Origin of the sequence: Streptomyces longispororuber (genome assembly GCF_024448165.1) — a bacterium.
Taxonomy (GTDB): domain Bacteria; phylum Actinomycetota; class Actinomycetes; order Streptomycetales; family Streptomycetaceae; genus Streptomyces; species Streptomyces longispororuber_A.
On sequence record NZ_JAMOLN010000006.1, the window covers coordinates 64,883 to 85,296 of the forward strand.

General features: G+C 70.8%; 16 protein-coding genes. 5 read left to right on the forward strand and 11 right to left on the reverse strand.

All coding sequences use genetic code 11. From position 1 onward, the window contains the following. Positions 1-17: 17 nt before the first annotated feature. The 4 genes from pgm to M4J07_RS03160 all read right to left on the reverse strand — a co-directional run bounded on the left by pgm (position 18) and on the right by M4J07_RS03160 (position 8,010). Positions 18-1,643, reverse strand: coding sequence for a phosphoglucomutase (alpha-D-glucose-1,6-bisphosphate-dependent) (gene pgm, locus M4J07_RS03145; RefSeq protein WP_255966896.1), 1,626 nt, complete (start codon positions 1,641-1,643; stop codon positions 18-20). Between the two features lie 79 nt (positions 1,644-1,722). Beyond that, positions 1,723-2,457: a Clp protease N-terminal domain-containing protein gene (locus M4J07_RS03150; RefSeq protein WP_255966897.1), complete on the reverse strand. Its 735-nt coding sequence runs from the start codon at positions 2,455-2,457 to the stop codon at positions 1,723-1,725. A gap of 81 nt (positions 2,458-2,538) precedes the next feature. After that, positions 2,539-3,573, reverse strand: coding sequence for an aldo/keto reductase (locus M4J07_RS03155; RefSeq protein ID WP_255966899.1), 1,035 nt, complete (start codon positions 3,571-3,573; stop codon positions 2,539-2,541). 120 nt (positions 3,574-3,693) lie between these two features. Beyond that, the gene (locus tag M4J07_RS03160; protein WP_255966901.1) at positions 3,694-8,010 is read right to left on the reverse strand and encodes a discoidin domain-containing protein; all 4,317 of its coding nucleotides are present in this window, start codon (positions 8,008-8,010) and stop codon (positions 3,694-3,696) included. 114 nt (positions 8,011-8,124) lie between these two features. Here M4J07_RS03160 and M4J07_RS03165 point away from each other — a divergent pair, with 114 nt between their 5' ends. Both M4J07_RS03165 and M4J07_RS03170 read left to right on the forward strand, forming a co-directional pair. Further along, positions 8,125-8,922 carry an alpha/beta fold hydrolase gene (locus tag M4J07_RS03165; RefSeq protein WP_255966903.1) on the forward strand — a complete coding sequence of 266 codons (798 nt, stop codon included), beginning with the start codon at positions 8,125-8,127 and terminating at the stop codon, positions 8,920-8,922. Positions 8,923-9,109: 187 nt separating this feature from the next. Beyond that, on the forward strand, positions 9,110-9,604 hold the full coding sequence (locus M4J07_RS03170; protein WP_255966915.1) for a cupin domain-containing protein: 495 nt from the start codon (positions 9,110-9,112) through the stop codon (positions 9,602-9,604). Between the two features lie 269 nt (positions 9,605-9,873). On the opposite strand, the gene M4J07_RS03175 is transcribed toward M4J07_RS03170, so the two are convergent. Genes M4J07_RS03175 through M4J07_RS03195 form a run of 5 tightly spaced genes read right to left on the reverse strand, consistent with a single transcriptional unit; the run spans position 9,874 to position 15,957 of the window. After that, positions 9,874-11,295 (reverse strand): cellulose binding domain-containing protein, encoded by a 1,422-nt coding sequence (locus M4J07_RS03175; protein WP_255966917.1) that lies wholly within the window; start codon positions 11,293-11,295, stop codon positions 9,874-9,876. Beyond that, positions 11,292-12,821 (reverse strand): beta-N-acetylhexosaminidase, encoded by a 1,530-nt coding sequence (locus M4J07_RS03180; RefSeq protein WP_255966919.1) that lies wholly within the window; start codon positions 12,819-12,821, stop codon positions 11,292-11,294. Before M4J07_RS03180 ends, M4J07_RS03175 begins: the two co-directional genes overlap by 4 nt. A 32-nt stretch (positions 12,822-12,853) precedes the next feature. Further along, complete coding sequence (locus tag M4J07_RS03185; RefSeq protein WP_255966921.1) at positions 12,854-13,690, reverse strand: carbohydrate ABC transporter permease; 837 nt, start codon at positions 13,688-13,690, stop codon at positions 12,854-12,856. Further along, the gene (locus tag M4J07_RS03190; RefSeq protein ID WP_255966923.1) at positions 13,687-14,655 is read right to left on the reverse strand and encodes a carbohydrate ABC transporter permease; all 969 of its coding nucleotides are present in this window, start codon (positions 14,653-14,655) and stop codon (positions 13,687-13,689) included. Before M4J07_RS03190 ends, M4J07_RS03185 begins: the two co-directional genes overlap by 4 nt. Before the next feature lie 30 nt (positions 14,656-14,685). After that, on the reverse strand, positions 14,686-15,957 hold the full coding sequence (locus tag M4J07_RS03195; protein ID WP_255966925.1) for an extracellular solute-binding protein: 1,272 nt from the start codon (positions 15,955-15,957) through the stop codon (positions 14,686-14,688). A 206-nt stretch (positions 15,958-16,163) separates the two neighbouring features. On the opposite strand from M4J07_RS03195, the gene M4J07_RS03200 reads away from it, so the two are divergent. Together M4J07_RS03200 and M4J07_RS03205 are read left to right on the forward strand one after the other, a co-directional pair. Then, positions 16,164-17,012 (forward strand): GntR family transcriptional regulator, encoded by an 849-nt coding sequence (locus tag M4J07_RS03200; protein WP_255966927.1) that lies wholly within the window; start codon positions 16,164-16,166, stop codon positions 17,010-17,012. Between the two features lie 56 nt (positions 17,013-17,068). Next, positions 17,069-17,509, forward strand: coding sequence for an OsmC family protein (locus tag M4J07_RS03205; protein WP_255966929.1), 441 nt, complete (start codon positions 17,069-17,071; stop codon positions 17,507-17,509). Between the two features lie 80 nt (positions 17,510-17,589). Here M4J07_RS03205 and M4J07_RS03210 read toward each other — a convergent pair whose 3' ends face one another. Beyond that, entirely contained in the window at positions 17,590-19,317 is a 1,728-nt protein-coding gene (locus M4J07_RS03210) for a chitinase (protein WP_255966931.1), read from the reverse strand. 170 nt (positions 19,318-19,487) lie between these two features. On the opposite strand from M4J07_RS03210, the gene M4J07_RS03215 reads away from it, so the two are divergent. After that, positions 19,488-19,784 (forward strand): DUF1905 domain-containing protein, encoded by a 297-nt coding sequence (locus M4J07_RS03215; protein ID WP_255966933.1) that lies wholly within the window; start codon positions 19,488-19,490, stop codon positions 19,782-19,784. Between the two features lie 3 nt (positions 19,785-19,787). Here M4J07_RS03215 and M4J07_RS03220 read toward each other — a convergent pair whose 3' ends face one another. After that, positions 19,788-20,288, reverse strand: coding sequence for a mycothiol transferase (locus M4J07_RS03220; protein ID WP_255966936.1), 501 nt, complete (start codon positions 20,286-20,288; stop codon positions 19,788-19,790). Between the last annotated feature and the right edge of the window lie 126 nt (positions 20,289-20,414).

A 20,414-nucleotide genomic window follows, 5' to 3' on the forward strand; every position in this document is an offset into this window, starting at 1 on the left:
GGGAGACAGGCCCTAGGTCACTGCTGCAGCGCCGCGTCGACGATCGCCTGGGCCTCGCTCTGCACCTGGGCGAGGTGCTCGGCGCCGCGGAACGACTCGGCGTAGATCTTGTACACGTCCTCCGTGCCGCTGGGCCGCGCCGCGAACCAGGCGTTCTCCGTGGTCACCTTGACGCCGCCGATCGCCGCGCCGTTGCCCGGCGCCTCGGAGAGCCGGGCCGTGATCGGCTCGCCGGCCAGGGTGTCCGCGGTGATCGCGTCACCGGTGAGCTTCGCGAGGCGGGCCTTCTGCTCCTTGGTCGCCTTGGCGTCGATCCGGGCGTACGCGGCGCCGGACGCGCCGTGCCCGGCGGCGAGTTCGGCGTAGTACACCGACGGCGTCTTCCCCGTGACGGCGGTGATCTCGGCGGCGAGCAGGGCCAGCAGGATGCCGTCCTTGTCGGTGGTCCACACGCTGCCGTCCTTGCGGACGAAGCTGGCCCCGGCGCTCTCCTCGCCGCCGAACGCCACCGAGCCGTCCACCAGACCCGGCACGAACCACTTGAAACCGACGGGCACCTCGACGAGTTCACGGCCGAGCGTGGTGGCGATCCGGTCGATCACCGCGCTCGACACGAGCGTCTTGCCGATCGCCGCGGACGCCGACCACTGCGGGCGGTGCGAGAACAGGTAGTGGATGGCGACGGCCAGATAGTGGTTCGGGTTCATCAGGCCCGCGTCCGGGGTGACGATGCCGTGCCGGTCGGCGTCCGCGTCGTTGCCGGTGAGCAGGTCGAAGTCGTGGCGGCGGGCGAGGACCGAGGCCATCGCGGGCGCCGACGACGGGTCCATCCGGATCTTCCCGTCCCAGTCGAGCGTCATGAAGCGCCAGGTCGGGTCGGTCTTCGGATTCACCACGGTCAGGTCGAGGTCGTACAGCTCGGCGATCCGCGCCCAGTAGTGGACGCTGGCGCCGCCCAGCGGGTCGGCGCCGACCCGCACGCCCGAGGCGCGGATGGCGTCGACGTCGATGATGTCCTTGAGGTCCTCGACGTAGCGCTCCCGGAAGTCGTACGGCTCGCCGGCCGCGTCGTCGACCGTGCGCGGCGTCCAACTCGCGTCCTCCAGCAGCTCGTTGGCGCGGGCCGCGATCCAGGACGTCGTCGTCGAGTCGGCCGGGCCGCCGTGCGGCGGGTTGTACTTGAAGCCGCCGTCGCGGGGCGGGTTGTGGCTCGGGGTGATCACGATGCCGTCGGCACGGTCGGCCGGCTCGTCCCGGTTCCAGCGCAGGATGGCGTGGCTGAGCGCGGGCGTGGGCACGAAGTCGCCGTGCGCGTCGGCCATCACCCGCACGCCGTGCGCCGCCAGCACGCCGAGGGCCGTCTTGAGCGCGGGTGCGGACAGGGCGTGGGTGTCGGGGCCGATGAACAGCGGACCGGTGATGCCCTCGGCCGCGCGGTGCTCCACGATGGCCTGCGTGATGGCGGCGATGTGCTTCTCGTTGAAGGCGCCGTCGAGGCTGGAGCCGCGATGGCCACTCGTGCCGAAGACGACGCGCTGCTCGGGGCGCGCGACGTCGGGCTCCCTCGTGTAATAGGCGTCGATCAGCTCGTCGACGTCGACGAGGTCGTCCTGCCGGGCGGGGGTTCCTGAGCGGTCAGTCATGCGCACAGTTTCCCACCCGCGGCTGTGTCGGTCAGCCGGGGCCGGGACCCCGGCCCCGGCCCGGTCGCACGGCGTGCGGTCAGCTCGTCCCTTCCTCGGTGGCGTCCTTGGTGAGGGCTTCGAGCGCCGCGGCGATGCTCGCCTCGGCGGCGTCCTTGTCGATGCCGAGGTCCGCGAGGACCCCGGAGCCGTTCTCCTGCTCGAGGAGCGCGAGCAGGATGTGCTCGGTGCCGATGTAGTTGTGCCCGAGGCGCAGCGCCTCGCGGAAGGTCAGCTCCAGCGCCTTCTTGGCCTCGGCGTCGAACGGGATCAGGGCCGGCGGCTCGTCGGCGGGCGCCGGGAGCAGGGCCGTCGCGGCCTGCCGCACGGTGTCGAGCAGGACGTCCTGCGCGAGGATCGCCCGGGCGCCGAGGCTCTCCGGCTCGTGCAGCAGCCCGAGGACCAGGTGTGCGGTGCCGATGGTGGTGTTCTTGGCGGCGTGGGCCTCGGTCTGGGCGGACACCACCACGTTCCGGGCGCGCGGGGTGTACCGGTTGAAGCCCTGGCTCGGGTCGAGGTCGTTCTCCGACTTCGGGACGAAGCGCTTCTGCGCCGCCTGCCGGGTGACCCCCATGCTCTTGCCGATGTCCGTCCAGGAGGCGCCGGAGCGGCGGGCCTGGTCGACGAAGTGGCCGATCAGGTGATCGGCGACGTCACCGAGGTGGTCCGCCGCGAGGACGGCGTCCTGCAGCTGGTCGAGGGCGTCGGTGTGGACCTTCTTGATGGCCTCGATCAGGTCGTCGAGGCGGACGGTGGGGCCGACTGGATTCGTCATGAGGCAACCGTAGGTTGACAGTCTCCGGGTGTCAACCTTGGGTTGACACCCGCGTGCGGCTGTCGCTCGCGCGGTCGATGCTCATACCGTCGGCGGGTTCAACTGCCGGAAACCGTCCTGGATCCGGTACGGGTAGTACGGGTACGGCACCTTCACGTCGCTCGCCGCGTCCAGCTTCGCCACCTGCTCCGGAGTGAGCTCCCAGCCGACGGCGCCGAGGTTCTGCCGCAGCTGCTCCTCGTTGCGCGCCCCGATGAGCACGGTCGAGACGGTGGGCCTGCGCAGCAGCCAGTTGATCGCGATCTGCGGGACCGCCCTGCCGGTCTCCTCGGCGATCTCGTCGAGCGCGTCGACCACCCGGTACAGGTGCTCGTCCTCGATCGGCGGCCCGAACTGGGCCGTCCGGTGCAGCCGGCTGTCCGCGGGGAGCGGCTGTCCCCGGCGGATCTTCCCCGTCAGCCGCCCCCAGCCGAGCGGGCTCCAGACCACCGCGCCGACGCCCTGGTCCTGGCCGAGCGGCATCAGCTCCCACTCGTAGTCGCGGCCGACGAGTGAGTAGTAGACCTGGTGCGCGGCGAACCGCGGCCGGCCGTGCTTCTCCGCCTCGGCGAGCCCCTTCATCAGCTGCCAGCCGGAGTAGTTGGAGACGCCCGTGTAGCGGATCTTGCCCGCCTTCACCAGGTCGTCCAGCGTCGCGAGAACCTCCTCGACGGGGGTGCTCGCGTCGTACGCGTGCAGCTGGAACAGGTCGATGTAGTCGGTGTCGAGCCGCCGCAGCGCCGCCTCGACCGACCGGATCAGGCGCGAGCGCGAGACCCCGGCGTCGTACGGCCCCTCGCCCGTCGGGAGCGCGGCCTTCGTCGAGATCAGGGCCCGGTCGCGGCGCCCCTTGAGCGCGGCGCCCAGTACCTCCTCCGAGGCTCCGTCCGAGTACACGTCGGCCGTGTCGAACAGGGTGACCCCGGCGTCCAGGCTCAGGTCGACCATGTGCCGCGCCTCGTCGGGCCCGACGTCGCCCCATGCGGAGAACAGGGGGCCGCGTCCGCCGAAGGTGCCGGCCCCGAAGCTCAGCGCGGGCACCTTGAGTCCGGACGTCCCCAGCTGTCGGTATTCCATGTCAAACCCCTTGAGGAGTGCGCCAGTTGTAGCCCCTGCATGCACTAACGGGAGGTGAGTCCCGTTAGCGCATGCCGCAACAGTAACAGGCGAGGGGTCAGTAATGGAACCGTGGACCCTTTAGGGGTTGAGGTTGATCGTGAACGTGGACGTCGTGTTGCGCACGTCCACCGCGTTGTCACCCAGCTTCAGGTTGTGGAAGGTGACCTCACCGACCGCCGGGCCCTGGCCCGACTCCGGCATCTCGTTCGCCCAGACCCCGAAGCCGGACTTCGCGTCGTACGCGTCGCCGCTCTTGTGCGCTCCGGTGATCGTGACGTCCGTCAGGATCGTGTCCTTGATCGGGAACTGGGGCTGACCCCCTACGTAGTTGGTCTGGAACATGATCCCGCTGTACGTCGGGTCGACGATGTCGACGTCGTTGACGCGGATCCCCTGGAACACCTTGGACGCCGAGAACATCCAGATGCCCGGGAACGTCTGCCCGTTCCAGAAGTGGCCGCCGGAGCGGACGATCGACGTGTTCTCCAGCGTGGTCGGCGCCGTGCCGAAGCCGTTCATCGGATACCCGAAGTCGAGGGAGCTGATGGTGACCCCGGAGTAGACGAGCGTGTCCGCGATCAGGATGTTGCGGAACGTGTTGTCGTACCCGCCGTAGACCGCGATCCCGGCCGCCCGCCACGTCAGCAGCGACGTCAGGTTCTCGTACACGTTGTTCTTCTCGTCCGCGCCGCCCGCGTCGATCGCCGAGAACAGCGCGAAGCTGTCGTCGCCGGTCGCCCGCGACTCGTTGTTGACGACGTGGTTGTCCGTCGAGCCGTTCGTCATGTTGACGCCGTCGGCGAACGTGTCCCGGATCCGGGAGTTCTTGATGGTGACGCTGTCGGTGTTCGCGCCCCAGTACAGGCAGACCGTGTGCTCGTTCCACACGTCGTCGATGGTCATGTTCGCGACGTTGGAGAAGTCGAACACCTTGCCCGGGCCGTCGATCCGCGACGTGTAGTTCCCGAAGAAGGAGAAGTGCGCGAACGTCGACCCGTTCGCACTGGCCTCCGCCCGGAAACCCGCGTCCGTGTTCTCCTGCGACGACGGCGTGTGGAACCGGGTGAACCACGGACCGGCGCCGACGACCTTCACCGCCTTCCCGTACACCTGGAACTTGTTCGACGTCTCGTAGTCACCGGCCGGCAGATACACGCCGACGAGCTTGCCCGTCGTGTCCATCCGCACCTTGTCGAGCGCGTCCTGCACGGCCTGGTGCGAGAAGCCGGTCGGCACGGCGTACGCCGCCGGGTCCGGGTTGGGCAGCTCGGTGGCCTCCTCCAGGTTCACGAAGTCGATGGCGTACGTGGAGTCGTTCGCCGCGTCCTTCTGCAGCCGGACCTTGCTGCCCTGCGGCACCGTCGTGCCCAGCAGCAGATTCGCCTCGTCGTAGATGTGGCGCGGCGCGCCCGCGCTCGGCGAGTTCCCCGGGCCCGTCTCCGAGCCGTACAGCCAGGCGTACTTCGACGTCAGGTCGACGGCCTTGAGGAACTTTCCGTCGACGTACACGTTGAGCGTCGAGTTCTTGCCCCCGCCACCCGCCGCGTCCGGCATCGAGAAGCGCGTGACGAGCGTGTTCGTCGGCGCCTTGGTGGTGAACTCGACGTAGCTGCCGGTCGATTCGAGCGTCACGGCTTTGCGGCCCGACGCCTCGCCCGCGAGATCACCGACGGTGCGGTTCGGGCCGACGACCTTCGCGCCGCCGCCGACCGTGCCGTCCTCCGCCTCGTACATGTCGTACGGCATGCTCGCGCCGCGGCCGACGAACAGCGGCTGCGACGACGTGTTGTTGGCGCGCTTGACCGGCAGCTCGTTGCCGTCGTCGGCGATCACGGTCTTCACCGTGAACTTGCCCTTGCCCGCCGTCCACGTGCCCAGCTTGACCGGCGCCGTGGTGTCACCGGCCGCGATCGCCCCGTCGTACGAGCCGGTGAGCGTCTTCACGACCGTGCCGCCGGAGTCGGCGACGGTGAGCGTGATGCCGTGGCCGCCGCCCGAACTCGCCTGGTTGCCCTGGTTCTTGAGGGCGACCGAGAAGGAGACCTGGTCGCCCTCGGCCGGCGCGCTCGGCGACCAGGACACCGGGGACGCGACCAGGTCGGCGCTCGTGACCGGCTTGACGACGAGACCCGTCGGGCTGGTGTAGGCGTTGTTGGCCTCGTCGCGCTCGACGACCAGACCGCTCGGGTCGACGACCGCCCCGACCTGGTACGTGCCCGCCTCGTGCGCCCCGACGTCCGCGCTGACGGTCGCCGTGGCCCCCGCCGCGAGCGCGCCCACGGAGCCCGAGCCGACCTTCTGCGCACCGAGCGTGAAGTCCAGATCGGTCGCGTCGGCCGCCTCCGTGCCCGCGTTGCGCACGGTCGCCGACAGCGTGATCCGGTCCGACTCGACCGGCGCGTCGGGCTTCGACGTGATGCCGGTGACCTGGAGGTCAGGGTTCGGCGCCGGCTCGCCCAGCACCTGGAACTCGGCCAACTGGCCCGCCGGAGCGCCCGAGTTGGCGGTGACGACGAGGCGGACGTCCGCGACGCGTGCCGTCACCGGGACGGTCACCTTGTTCCCGCTCGCCGGGTCGAAGGCGTACTCCTTCGCCGCGACCAGCGTCGTGAAGCCCGACGCCTTCTGCTCGCGCCCCTGCACCTCGATCTTCTGGGTGCGGGCCGACCACGCGGCGTCCGGGTTCAGCTTCAGGACGAGCGAGGAGACGTCCGCGTTCGCGCCCAGCTTCACGGTCAGGGTGTTCGGGTAGCTGCCCGCGCCGCCCTCCCAGTAGGTGCTCGTGTCGTCGTCCACCGCGTTCGCCGCGACGTACGTGAAGACCGAGGACGACGCGGCGGCCGGCTTGCCCGCCGCGAGGTTCGCCGACTCGGTCGTGGAACCGTTGCGGGTCACCGAGTTGCTGCTCGACGACTGGTTGCCCGCCGCGTCCTTCGCGCGCACGGTGTACGTCACCGTCGCCGACGCGGGCTGGGTGTCGGTGTACGAAGTGACGTCCCCCGCGACGGACTTGAGCAGGGTGCCTCCGGCATAGACGTCGTATGCGGTGACCTTCACGTTGTCGGTCGACGCCTGCCAGGTCAGCTTCACCTGGCCCTTGACCGCCTCCGTGAAGGCGAGGTTCCCGGGCGCCGTCGGTGCCTGCGTGTCACCCGAATCGCCCTTGCGGGTCACCGTGTTGCTGTTGGCGGACTGGTTCCCGGCCGCGTCCTTGGCGCGCACGTAGTACGTGAGCGTCGCCGACGCGGGCTGGGTGTCGGTGTAGGTGAGGGTGCCGCCGTCGACCGACGCGCGCAGCTGTCCGTCGGCGTAGACGTCGTAGCCGGTGACCTCGACGTTGTCGGTCGCCGCCTGCCAGGTCAGCTTGATCTGTCCGGTCGCGGGCTCGATGTAGGCGAGACCGCCGGGTGCGGACGGGGCCTCGGTGTCGCCGGTCGTCGGCCCGTACACCTCCAGCTCGCCGAGCTGGCCCGCCTTCTGCACGCTGTTCGCGGTCACAAGGATCCGCACGTACCGGGTCGTCACCGTGTCGAACGACAGCGTCTGCGCCTGCTGCCCCGAAGCGCTGAACTCGTACGCCTTGGACGCGGCCAGGTCCGTGAAGTCCGTGCCGTTCGTGCTGCCCCGCAGCGTGAGCGTCTGCGTCCTGGTCTCCCAGCCGGAGGGCAGCCGCAGGACCACCCGGTTCACCCGCACCGACGCGCCCAGGTCGACCTGCACCCACTGTGGCAGGGCGTCGTTCTTGCTCTCCCAGTAGCTCGCCGGGTCGCCGTCACCGGCGTTCGCCGCCGTGTACGTCTGGGTCGTGGAGCTCGCCGTGAACGCCTTGCCGCGGGCCAGGTTCACCGACGACTCGGCGGCGCCGTGCACCTCCAGCTCCGCCAACTGGGCCGCCTGCCAGGCGGTGTTGGCGCTCACCACGACCCGTACGAAGCGGGTCTGCGCCGCCGCGAACGACACGGTCACCGTGTTGCCCGAGCCGGGCGAGAAGGCGTAGGACGCCGACGACTTGAGCGTGTCGAACGAGGTCCCGTCTGCGCTGCCCTGCACGGACAGCGTCTGGTTGCGGCTCTCCCACGAGCCGGGGAGCCGTAGCACCACCTCGTCCACGCGAGCCGTCGCGCCCAGGTCGACCTGCACCCACTGCGGCAGGTCGGAGCCCGAACTCTCCCAGTACGACGAGGCGTTGCCGTCGGCGACGTTCGCCGCCCCGTACCCGTCCTTCGCGCTGCTCGCCTTCGCGGTCGCGCCCGCCGCGAGGTTCGGTCCGCCCGCGGCCCGCGCGCCGCCGACGCCCGGCAGGCCGAGGAACGCGAGGGCGAGCGCCAGCAGAACGACCGAGAGGCCGCGCCACCCGCCTCTCGCCCCGGCTCTGTGCACGCACTGTCCCAGCATCTTCTCTCCTCATAGAGTCGTCTTCTTGCGTTCAGTTGTTGGAGAATTGCAGAGCGGTGTTGGGGAGTCCACCGTTTGAACAGAGGTAGTTGCGATGGGGGAGAATCGGCGACCATGGTCCACGCACAGGCGGCCGACGGCGCCGCGCTCCACTACCAACTCCGCGGCAGCGGCGCCCCGTTGCTGCTCCTGGCCGGTCAGTCCAACAGCCACCGCTGGTGGGACCCGGTACGGGAGCGCTTCGAAGCGGCCTTCACCACCGTCGTCATGGACTGGCGCGGCACCGGCGCGAGCGACGCCCCGGACACGGACACCTACAGCACCGAGAACTTCGCCCGCGACGCCGTCGCCGTCCTCGACCACGCCGGGATCGACCGCGCCCACGTCTACGGCACCTCGATGGGCGGCCGCGTCGCCCAGTGGCTCGCCGCCGACCATGCCGCACGCGTCGACCGCCTCGTCCTCGGCTGTACCTCACCCGGCGCGCCGCACGGCATCGAGCGCGGCCCCGACGTCCGCAGGGCCCTCGCCGACCCGGACCCGAAGGTCTCCCGTGCCGCGCTCCTCGACCTGATGTACACGCCCGCGTACGTCGCCGCGCACCCCGGCCCGTTCCCCACCCTCGGCGACCCGGCCATGCCCGCGCACGCCCGCCGCCGTCACCTGCGCGCCAGCGCCCGCCACGACGCCTGGGACGCACTGCCCCGCATCACCGCCCCGACCCTCGTCGTGCACGGCACCGACGACGCGTTCAACCCCACCGCGAACGCCCCGCTCCTCACCACCCGCATCCCGGCCGCCCGCACCCTCCTCATCCCCAACGGCCGCCACGCCTACTTCGAGGAGTTCGCCGACGAGGCGACGCCCCCGGTCCTCGACTTCCTGAACGCACGGACGGAGACACCCGGGTGACCGAGACCACCGACTTGGCCGAGTACCGGGAACAGGCCGTAGGGGAAGGTCTCCTGCTCACCGCGCGACGGCTGCGGCGCCGGCTCGACGGCCATGGCGGCCGGCTACCCGGGCCTCGCCAGGCTGCTGCGCGTCGCCGAACTCCGTAGGCTGCCGTTCGCCTGAACCCGACGGAGGAACCAGAACGATGCCCGCTGCCCGTATCACCTTTGCCGATGTCCTGGCCGCCGCCGCCCCGGACGCGACCGGAGCCCTGTGGCGCCTGGAGGGCGCGGCCCGCCAGCTCGACGCCAACGTCATCCGGCTGCGGCCCGGCGCCCACGGCGACGCGTACATGGAGACCGAACTCGACGTCCTGCTCGTCGTCGTCGAGGGGCACGGCACGCTCCACCGGGCCGGTACCGACGAGGAGTTGGCCCCGGGCACCCTCGCCTTCGTGCCGCGCGGCGAACGGCGCGCGGTCAGTGCCGGCGAGGACGGACTGGTCTATGTGACCGCGCATCGCCGCCGGCCCGGCATGACCATCCGGCGGGCCGAGACGGCGGTGCGGGCGGAGGGCGGGGAGGCGCCCTGTCTGCTGCCACGGGTCTGCGCGGAGTGCGGCCGGGCCGCCGAGGACGCCTCCGCGCTGTTCTGCGGACGGTGTGGAGAGCGCTTGCCGGAGACAGAGATCCGGCCTTAGTTGCGTCGAACGGATCACGCCAGACGGCCGTTTCCGTTCCCCGGCCGCGGCCTGCCGCAAGGGTCTTGACGCTTCCCTTCCGTCACATCTCGCCACTGATTCAACACACAAGGTTACCGAAACATGGGGGTGCGGGATGAAGTCCCGGTCGCCGCACGGCAGACTCCGGGGCACGGCGGCCGACCACTCCCAGTCGACCGCCCGGGGAGGGAAGCACCACCGGGGAGCCTGCGCGTGTGGGGCGCGCGGGCTCCCCTCCTGCCGGCGGATCAGGACGACGGCACGGTGTCCTCGAAGGCGGTGCCCGCCGACCGGTAGGCGGTCACCTTCGCTGCCACCTGCGCCGGGGTGAGCACCTGGTCCTTGACGTGCAGGACGTAGTCGACCTGCTGGTCATAGGCGCGCGGGGTGGTGCTCGTGAGGCCCGCCAGGTCGATCAGCCACTGGTTGAAATTGATCGACATCGGCCGCTCGGGGAGGTACGCGGCGTCGTGCGTGCCGAACAGCTGCCCGTCGATGTAGTAGCGGATCGAGCTGTCGTCGATGGTGAGCACCAGGTCGTGCCAGCCCGCGTAGCTCTGCCGGCTCTCCGTGTGCTGGTTGACGGCCTGCCACGGGTCCGGGTTGTAGGTCTCCCAGGACGTCGTGTACAGGATGTTCGAGGGCTCGCCCCAGCCGCCGTTGGGCAGGTACTCGAAGTCGTACTCGGCGTAGTCGTCGGCCATCGGCGCCTTGAGGTCGTTGATGGTGAAGAACGTCTGCACCAGGTGGTCGCCGTCGGGGCCGCTCTTCGGCGCGTCCGCGAACTTCACGCGCGCCGCGTACGTCCCGTTCCTGAACTTGGTCGCCTTGGTGAGGACCTCGGTCTGCTTCGTGCTCTCCCCGGTGCCGGCCGTCGACGTCTCCAGGTTCATCACGGAGTTGCCGGACACGGTCGGGAAGGTCACGTTCTGCGGCGCCCAGGTCGCGCCCGGCACCCCGGGGCCGCCGGAGTTCGACCGGACGCTCCAGCCGTTGGCCGCGATCTTCGGGTCGTTGTACGAGGTGTAGTCGAAGTCGTCGAAGAGCGTCGCTCCGTCGGCGGGCGGATCGGTCGGGTCCGTGGGATCGGTCGGGTCGGTGGGGTCGTTGCCCTCGGGCGCCGTGCCCCAGACCGTGGCGCCGTCGAGCTGCGCGGTCACCTTCGACCAGTTCGCGTACGCCGTCTGCGTCGCGCTGAACGAGTAGTCGTCGGCCTGGTTCAGCGACTGCCAGTCGGCCCGGTGGAAGCGCAGTTGCAGATCGCCGGAGTCGGCGCCCGCCGCGAGCGATCCCGCTCCGGACGTGAAGCCGATCTCCAGGTAGCGGTCGGCGGTGGCGGTCGGGTGGGCGAGCGTCCCGAACGTGCCCGTGACGTTGGCGCAGCCCTTCACCGCCCACGAGCAGGCGAAGCGGTAACTCGGGTTGCCCGTGTCGGACTTGAAGTAGTAGCGGACCTTGACCCCGCTGAGCGGCACGCTCGCCGTGCCGGTGTTGCGCACCTTCAGCCAGGGCTCCGCCTGGTCGCTGCCGGTGCTGCCCGCGTGGTACTCGACGGCCAGGTCTCCGGCGGCCGCAGCGGCGCTCGACGGCACGCCGACGAGACCCGCGCAGGCGAGTGCCGCCGCGGCGACGGCACACGTCGTGGACCTGGTCAGGATCGTCCTTCTCATGGCAGTTCCTTTCCGGAACGGTGGGGGATGGGGACGTACGGGTCGAGCGGCCCGTGCCGCACGCCGAGCGCGGCGAGGCGCGCGGCGTGCGCGTCGAGCCGGTCACGGAAGTGCGGCCAGGACGGTGAGCCGTGCCAGGCGCGGTCGGCCAGTGCGCACAGGCGCGGGAAGACCATGTGGTCGACGTGCTCGGGTGTGCTGACGTACTCGGTCCACAAGTGGGCCTGCACGCCGAGGAGTTCACCGGTGGTGCCGGTGGCTGCGGGCGGTTCGTGCTCGTGCACCGCGCGCAGGTCGACCAGGACGCCGGACTGCGCCGGCGGCTCGTCGGGGGCGGGTGACTGCGGATAGTCGAGATACGTCGACCGGTGCTGGCAGCTGATCACGGAGTGGCCCCGCTTCAGGGCCATGCGGGTGTGCTCGGGCTCGCGCCACGTCATCAGCGTGAAGTCGGCGGGCAGCCCGTCGCCCGTCTCCGCCCACGCCACGGGGGTCCGGCCGCGCTCGACGAGGTGCGCGCCGATCCGGCCCAGGAACCAGTCCCGCAGCGCGGCGGTATCCGGAAGCCCCTCGGCGGCGGCCCGCTCCCGTGCGGCCGGGCTCGCCGCCCACTCCGTGGTGGGGCACTCGTCGCCGCCGATGTGCACGTACGGCGCGGGGAAGACGTCCATGACCTCGTCGAGGACGGTCCGGCAGAAGTCGAGCACCGGTTCGTGCACCCCGAGCACGGTGTCGCACACGCCCCAGCGCGACCACACGTCGAGCCGCCGCCCCGGTACGGTGCCGAGCTCCGGGTAGGCGGCGATCGCGGCCCGTACGTGTCCCGGCATCTCGATCTCCGGCACGACGGTGACGCCGCGCGCCGCCGCGTACGCGACGAGCCCGGTCAACTCCTCGCGGGTGTAAGCCCCTTGGTGCGGGACCGGTTCGGCGCGCCGGCCGCCCACCTCCGTCAGGAGCGGATACGCGGCCACCGGCATCCGCCAGCCCTGGTCGTCGGTGAGGTGCAGGTGCAGCACGTTCAGCTTGTGCAGGGCGAGCAGGTCGACGTACCGGCGCAGGACGCCGACCGGCTGGAAGTGCCGTGCCACGTCGAGCATGAACCCGCGCCAGCCGTGCCGGGGCACGTCACTGATCTCGGCGCACGGCAGCCGCCACGGGACGTCCGGCTGCGGGGTGCCCGACAGGGCGGCGACGGGCAGCAGTTGACGGATCGTCTGGACGCCGCGGAGCAGCCCCGTCAGGTGTGCGGCGCGCAGCAGCACCGCGTCGGGGCCGACCGTCAGGCCGTAGCCCTCCTCGCCCAGACCGCCGAGGTCAGGATCGAGCGCGAGCACGAAAGGACCGTCGGAGGCGGGTGACAGGGGCAGCCCCGTGGCCGGGGCCAGCAGGGTGCGGAGCAGATCGGCGGCGGGCCCGGCGCCCGGTGACACCCGGACGGTGGTGTCCGCGTCCAGGGTGAAGTGGCCCGGGCGGTAGGAGAGGTGAGTGGGCAGGGGGACCAGCGGGGGCCGGTGTGCGGACACGGTGGATCTCCAGGTTTCCATGGGGAGCGGGCTCAGCCCTTGACGGCGCCGGCCGCGAACCCCGACGTCACGTGCCGCTGCAGCAGCAGGAAGACGGCCAGGGCGGGCAGGGCGAACAGCGTGGAGGCGGCCATCGTGGCGCCCCAGTCGGTGCCGAACGTGTTGTGGAACGAGGACAGCCACACCGGCAGCGTGCGGTGGTCCTGCTCCTTGATGATCAGGAAGTTGGCGTACGCGAACTCGTTCCACGCCGTGATGTAGCCGAACAGGGACGTCGCCATCAGCCCCGGCGCGAGCAGCGGGAACGCCACGTGCCGGAACGCCCCGAGCCGGGTGCACCCGTCGACCTGCGCCGACTCCTCCAGCTCCGCCGGGATCGTCGCGATGAACCCGCGCAGCACGACGATCGTGAACGGCAGCGTCATCATGAAGTAGACGAGGGTCAGCGTCGGCAGCCGGTCGAGCATGCCGGTGTCCCGCGAGATGATGTACACCGGGATGATCAGCGACTCCCACGGCGCCATCTGTGCGACGAACACCATCAGCATGAACTGCCGCCGCCCGCGCCAGCGCATCCGTGCCACCGCGAAGGAGGCGCCGAGCGCGACCAGCAGGGCGAGCGCCACGGCGCCCAGCGTGACCAGCACGCTGTTGCGCCAGAACAGCCCGAAGCCGTCCGCGTCGATCGCCCGCCGGAAGTGGTCCAGCGTCCAGCTCCGCGGCAGCAGTTGAGGGTTCTCGGACTGGATGTCCCGGGACGGCTTGAAGGCCGTCGCGACCATCCAGTACACGGGGAAGAGGCAGAGGGCCACCGTCACCGTGGCGGCGGCGTTCAGCGGGAGGCGCCGCAGGGCGGCCCGTGACGTCACAGCTCGTTCTCCTGTCGGAACATCTGCCGGAAGTAGGCGACGAGCACCCCGGACATCAGCAGCACCGTCACCATCGACGCCGCCGCGCCCAGGTCGTAGCGCTGTCCCGCGAGCGCCGTCTGCACGGCGTACACCGGCAGGATCGTCGTCGCGTCGCCGGGGCCGCCCCGGGTCATCACCCAGATCTGCACGAACGCCTTGAAGGTCCAGATCACTTCGAGGGAGAGCACCAGCATGAAGATCGGCCGCACGATCGGCAGCGTGACCGAGCGGAAGATCCGCGGCCCGGACGCCCCGTCGATCCGGGCCGCCTCGTACAGTTCGGCCGGCACGGTCGTCAGCGCCGAGTACAGGGTGATCGCCGCGAACGGCACCGACTGCCACACCACCAGGGCCACCAGGATCGTGAAGGCCGCCGGGCCGTGCGCCAGCCACGGATACCCGTCGAACGACGAGAAGCCGAGGCCGGTCAGGGCGTGGTTCACGATCCCGAACTCGGAGTGGAACAGCCACTGGAAGACGGTGGTCGCCGCCACCACCGGCATCGCCCAGGTCAGCACGAGCGCGCTGAGGACCGCCGTCCGGCCGAACCGGCCGAGCCGTTCCACCATCAGCGCCACCAGCGTCGACAGGACCATGATCAGGGCGACGTTGACGGCCATGAACAGGAACGTGCGGCGCACCACCGTCCAGAACCGCGGATCGGAGAGCAGGGTCGTGTAGTTGTCGAAGCCGGTGAAGTGCGCGTCGCCGAGAATGAGTTGGCGCAGACCGAAGTCCTGGAACGAGATCAGGACGGCCCGGGCCAGCGGATAGACGAGCAGGTAGAGCATGCCGAGGACGGCCGGTGCCACGAGCAGGTAGGGCCAGGCGCCCGACATCGTGGGGCGGCGGTGCGGACCCGGTGGGCGCCGGGGCGGCCGGGTGAGGGCGCGGGGCGTGGTCCGCTCGCGGACGACCGACACGGCGCACACTCCTTTCGGGGAAGCGGGTGATCAGGAACCGGAGGTCATCGCGGAGGTGATGGCGTCGGACGCCTTCGCCGCCTCGCGCGCCGGATCGCCGCCGGCCAGCACCGATGTCATGTAGTCCTTGATCGGGTTCTTCGCCTCGACGGCCGCCCAGCCCGGCGTGTTCGGCGTCGCGTGTCCGACGGCCGCGCCGACCGCCATCGCCGAGGCGCCCGGATCCTTCGCCACGGCGTCGGCCAGCGTCGTCCGGTTCGGGACGTAGCTCATCGCGACGGCGAGCTTGCGCTGCCAGGCGTCGCCGGTGAGTTCCTTGACGAAGGCGTACGCGGCGTCGTGGTGCTGCGAGACGGCGGGGATCACCAGGTCGGAGCCGCCGGTGAACACCGCGCCCGGGGTGCCGGCGGTCTTGCCCGGGATGGGGAAGAAGCCCAGCTTGCCCTTGAGTTCGGGGTTGTTCTGGGCGACGACGGTGGCGCCGCCGGGCACGCTGACGATCTGTGCGACCTGCCCCTTGGCCATCACCTCGGCCTGCGGCGGCTGGGCCTCGTCGGAGTCCTTGGGTCCCTTGCCGAGCGCCTGGAGCTTCTCGTAGAAGGCCATGGCGCGCAGCGCCTCGGGCGTGTCCAGGGCGCCCTTCCACCTGCCGCCGGTCTCGGTGGCCAGGTCGCCGCCCTCGTCCCAGACGAAGCCGGAGAGCGTGTACCAGTTCTGGCCCGGCAGGTAGATGCCCTGCTGCTTCCCCTTGTTCAGCTTGCGGGTCGCCGCGATCCACTGGTCGCGGGTCTTGATCGCGGTGGCGTCGATGCCGGCCTTCTCGAAGAGGTCGGTGCGGTAGACGACGACGCGGTTCGCCGCGTAGTACGGGATGCCGTACTGCTTCCCCTCGTAGGCGCCGGGCTCGGCGAGGCCCTTGAGCCAGTCCTTGCCGCCGAGGTCGTCGACCTTGTCGGTGAGGTCCTGGAGGCCGCCGCTCTGGGCGAACTGGGCGACCTGGGTGTTGCCGGTCTCGATGACGTCGGGGGCGTCGTTGCTGGCGAGGGCGGCCGTGACCTTCCCGCCGATGCCGTCCCACTCCTGGATCTGGATGCGCACGTCGATGTCCGGGTGGGCGGCCTCGAACCCCTTCTCGAAGTCCTTCTGGAAGGCGGCGGACACGCTGTCGCGCATCAGCCACACGTCGATGCGGGTCCGGCCGCCGTCCCCGGACCCACCGTCACCGGAGTCGGACGAACTGCAGGCACTGAGCCCGGCCACCGCGACGAGCGCGGACAGACCGGCAAGCAAGCGGAGCTTCACGGTTCACCTCTGGGAGCCGGACCTGACCAGTTGGCAACTGGTCAGGTGACCTCTGGTGGTGGAGAAAGGTGGCATAGACCAATGGACGCGTCAACCCCTGCGGAATTCAAGGCAGTTGCTGAGCCCGGCCGCTGGTCAGTTGTCGATCACTGCAATGCCGTGGTCAACTGGTCAGGCGACTGGTCGTACGGCACGAGGGGGCGGGAGTGAACGCGGACGCGGGCAGGGAGGCGCCGGGGGCGGTGCTCAAGCGGGAGCGGGTGCGCGACCACATCCTGGAACTCATCGAGTCGCAGCGCCCCGGCGACCCGATCCCCTCCGAGCGCACGCTCTGCGCCCGCCTCGGCGTCTCGCGTCCCACGCTGCGCGCGGCCGTCGACGAACTCGTCGTCGCGGGCCTTCTCGTCCGCGAACACGGGCGCGGCACGTTCGTCGCCCCGGAGAAGATCACCCAGGAACTGGTCTCCGACGAGCAGGGGCTGGCGGTGCCGCAGGCCGCCGGCGCGTGGTCGAGTCGGCTCCTGGAGTTCACCACCGTCCAGGCGGGCGCCCGCGTCGGCCGCAAGCTGCGGCTCTCCCCCGCCGCGAAGATCGTCTACGTGGCCCGGCTGCGGCTCGTCGACGGGGCGCCGATGGCGATCGAGCACCTGCACATCCGTGCCGACCTCGTCCCCGGCCTCAGCGCCCAGGAGCTGGAGAGCGGCGACCTGTACGAGCATCTGCGCGCCCACCACGACGTACACGTCCGCGAAGCCGTCCAGGCGATCGAGCCGACCGTCGTGACCCGCGCCGAGGCCGATCTCCTCGACGTCCCCGAACTGTCCCCGGCCCTCCTCTTCGAGCGGCTCACCTCGGACACCGAGGGCCGGCCCGTCGAGTACGTGCACTCGCTGTACCGCGGCGACCGCTACCGCATCGTCTCCCGGCTGACCCTGGGCCCCGCCGCGACAGCCGTCGCCCCGCTGCCCGGCCACCACCCCGGCATCCCGCCGGGCGACTTCGCGCACGGCGACCCCGTCGCCTCCTCCACCCGGGGCGACATCCAGGCTCCCTGACCACGCCCGGCGCCCGCCTGCGCGCCGCCGTGCCCGCCGCTGGTTACCGTTCCGCCATGGCCGACTACCGCATCGAGACCGTCCGCAACGGCGACCGCGACTGGACCGCGCGCAACGACCGGGGCGCCGAGGTCCGGATCGCCCCCGCCGACTCCCCGGCGGCCCAGCCCTCGTTCACCCCCGTGGAGCTCCTCCTCGCCGCGCTCGGCGGCTGCGGCGGACTCGTCGTCGACCGCACCGCGCGCACCGTCCCGCACGACGACCTGCGCATCGTCGTCGAGTCCCGGTCGCGGCCCGAGGACGACGGGCGGGTCGGCGTCGTCCGCGTCGCGTACGAGATCGCCCTGCCCGAGGGCGCCACCGACGCCGCGGAGGCGCTGGAGCGCGGCATCCGGCTGACCCACGAGAAGTACTGCACGGTGAGCCGCACCGTCGAGCACGGCGCCCGGGTCGAGGCGACGGGACCCGACGGCACGGTGCTCTTCATGGGCGGCTGACACGACGCTCGTCATGGGCGGCCGACGCGAGGGAGCCGGTGGCTGCCGCCACCGGCTCCGTCATGGACCGTCCGCACCCGCTACGGCAGCGCGTGCACCTTCGGGCCGACCGCGTTCGACCAGGCGTTGCCCGCGGTCGCGTCCCAGTTCGTCGACCAGGTCATCGCGCCCCGCAGACCCGGGTAGGTCTTGGCGGGCTTGAACGAACCGCAGCCGGTGCCACGGGCCAGGCAGTCGAGCGCGTTGTTCACGACCGACGGGTCCACGTAGCCGCTGCCCGCGCCACGGGTCGACGCCGGGACGCCGATGCCGACCTGCGACGGGTCGAGGCCGCCCTCCAGCTGGATGCAGGCGAGCGCCGTGAGGAAGTCGACGGAGCCCTGGCTGTAGACCTTGCCGTCGCAGCCCAGCATCGAACCGCTGTTGTAGTACTGCATGTTGACGACCGTGAGGATGTCCTTCACGTTCAGCGCGGTCTTGAAGTACTCGCCGGACGTGGACTGCATGTCGATGGTCTGCGGCGCCATGGTCAGCACCAGCTTCGAGCCCGCCTTCGCCGCCAGCGCGCGCAGCGCCTTCGTCATGTACGTGGAGTTGAGGCCGTTCTCCAGGTCGATGTCGACGCCGTCGAAGCCGTACTCCTGCATCAGCGCGTACGCGCTGTTGGCGAACGCCGTCGCGGACGCGTCGCTGTTGACGGAGATGCTGCCCTTCTCACCGCCGACCGAGAGGATCACCGACTTGCCGGCCGTGTGCTTCGCGGCGATGTCCGCCTTGAAGTCGGCGGCGGAGGCGTAGCCGACGGCCGGGTCCAGGTTGAAGGTGATCTGGCCGGGCGTGGTCGTCGCGTCGGCGAACGACACCGCGATGATGTCGTACTGCGCCGGGACGTCCCGCAGCTTCTGCACCGTCGCGCCGTTGTTGAAGTTCTGCCAGTAGCCGGTCAGGGCGTGCTTGGGCACGGTGCCGCCCCCGCCGCCACCGCCGGACGTGGCCGTCCGCGCGGACACCGCCGTCGACTTCGCGGACTCGCCGGCCGCGTTGATGGCGCTGACCTGGAAGCTGTACGAGGTGTCGGCGGCGAGCCCGGAGACCGTCGCCGACGCGCCCGTGGCCGAGGCCACCTTCGCGCCGTCCCGGTAGACGTTGTAGCCGGTCGCGCCGGAGACCGGGCTCCACGACAGGTCCACGGAGGACGACGTGGCCGTGCCCGCGGCGAGCCCGGTCGGCACGGCCGGTATCTGCACCGGGTCGCTGCCGCCGCCCCCGTCGGGACCGAAGACGTTGATGTCGTCCACGTAGTAGGCGCTCTGGCCGTACCAGCCGTGCGTGTAGACCGTGACCGACGTGGTGTTCGCGCCGGTGGTGAAGCTGGTGGTGAGCTGCTGCCAGGAGGAACTGCCCGGCGACCACGTGGAGACATCGGTGGTGCCGGTGCCGCTCGCGCCGAGGTAGGCGTAGCCGCCCTGCACCCAACTGCTGAGCGTGTACGTCGAGTTGGGCTTGACCGCGACGGTCTGGGTGCACTTGGCGTTGTCCTGGCCCGCGGGGGTGCCCTTGAGCGCCTTGGCGCCGCCGTGCACGGGCGAGGAGACGACCGAGCCGCTGCCCGCGGTGCAGGTCCAGTTGCTCAGGTCGGCCTCGAAGCCGGCGTTCTTCGCGACGTTGACGTCCGCGGCCTGCGCGGGAGCGGCCAGCGCGGTGACGCTCAGCGCGGCGGCCGAGACGACGGCGAGCGCGCCGCCGAGCCACCGCCGGGGGACGGGTCTGCGGGATCTGCCGGATCTGCCATGACGTGCACGGTCCACGAGGTGCCTCCGGGGGAGAGGTGAGGGGCGGATGCGTACGACGGTGGCCACCGCTGCGCTTTGCTGTGCGCCAAAGCTGGTCCAGACCAATCGAGTTGTCAAGACCTCTGGAGGTGCGAGGTGCGATGAGTTCCGCGATCCCGCAGGGTCATAGGGACGAGGAGGTCGCGATGACAACGGACAAGAACGCCGGAACGGCGCTGAACGTGGAGTTCAGCGCCGTCCTGGAGAAGAGCCCGAACCCGGGCGGATGGACCTATGTGGTGTGGCCGGAGGCGGCCGCGTTCTTCGGCACCCGCGGACTGGTGAAGGTCGGCGGCACCGTCGACGGACAGCCCTTCCGCAGCTCCTTCATGGCCCTGGGCGACGGCCGGCACAAGCTGCCCGTGAAGGGAGACGTGCGGCGGGCGATCGGCAAGGAGGCGGGCGACCGCGTCACGGTCCGCCTGGAGGAGCGGCTGTCCTGACCCTCAGAGCAGCCCGCGCGCGTACGCGGCCTGCCCCACGTGCTGGAGGTCGTCCGACAGGACGCTCACCAGCCGGACGCCCAGCGTCACCGGGGGGTCCCAGCCCTCGTCGACGACGCGGTCGAGATCGGCGTCCTTGAGGTCGCCGAGGTAGCCGAGGGTCTGCTCGTGCACGGCGTCGTAGTACCCGGTCAGCAGCTCGCCCGACGCCACCCGCACCTGGCCGACCTGCTTGGGCGTGTGGCCGTACCCGGTGTCCGTCTCCGAGAGGGGCAGGTCGAACCGGCCTGCCCAGCCACCCGCGAGCCACACCTGCTCCAGCCCTGCGGCGTCGGCGACGTGGTCGTCCTGGACCCGGGTGAGGTGCCAGATCAGCCACGCGACGGAATTCGCCGCGTCGCCGGGCCGCACGTGGAGATCGTCTGCGGAAAGCCCGTCGACGACGGCGTGCACCTCTTCCTGAATGCGGTTGTATCCCTCGATGAGAACCTCGTGTGAGCGCATGAGGTGCAGTTTCGTCGACGCAGTGGATTTCGGCCAACGGAGCCGTCGAATATGCCAGGAGACTGGCGTGAAAAGCATGGTGACACTGTGTACGAAGTGCCGATACTCATCGTGTGGGACGGTTGA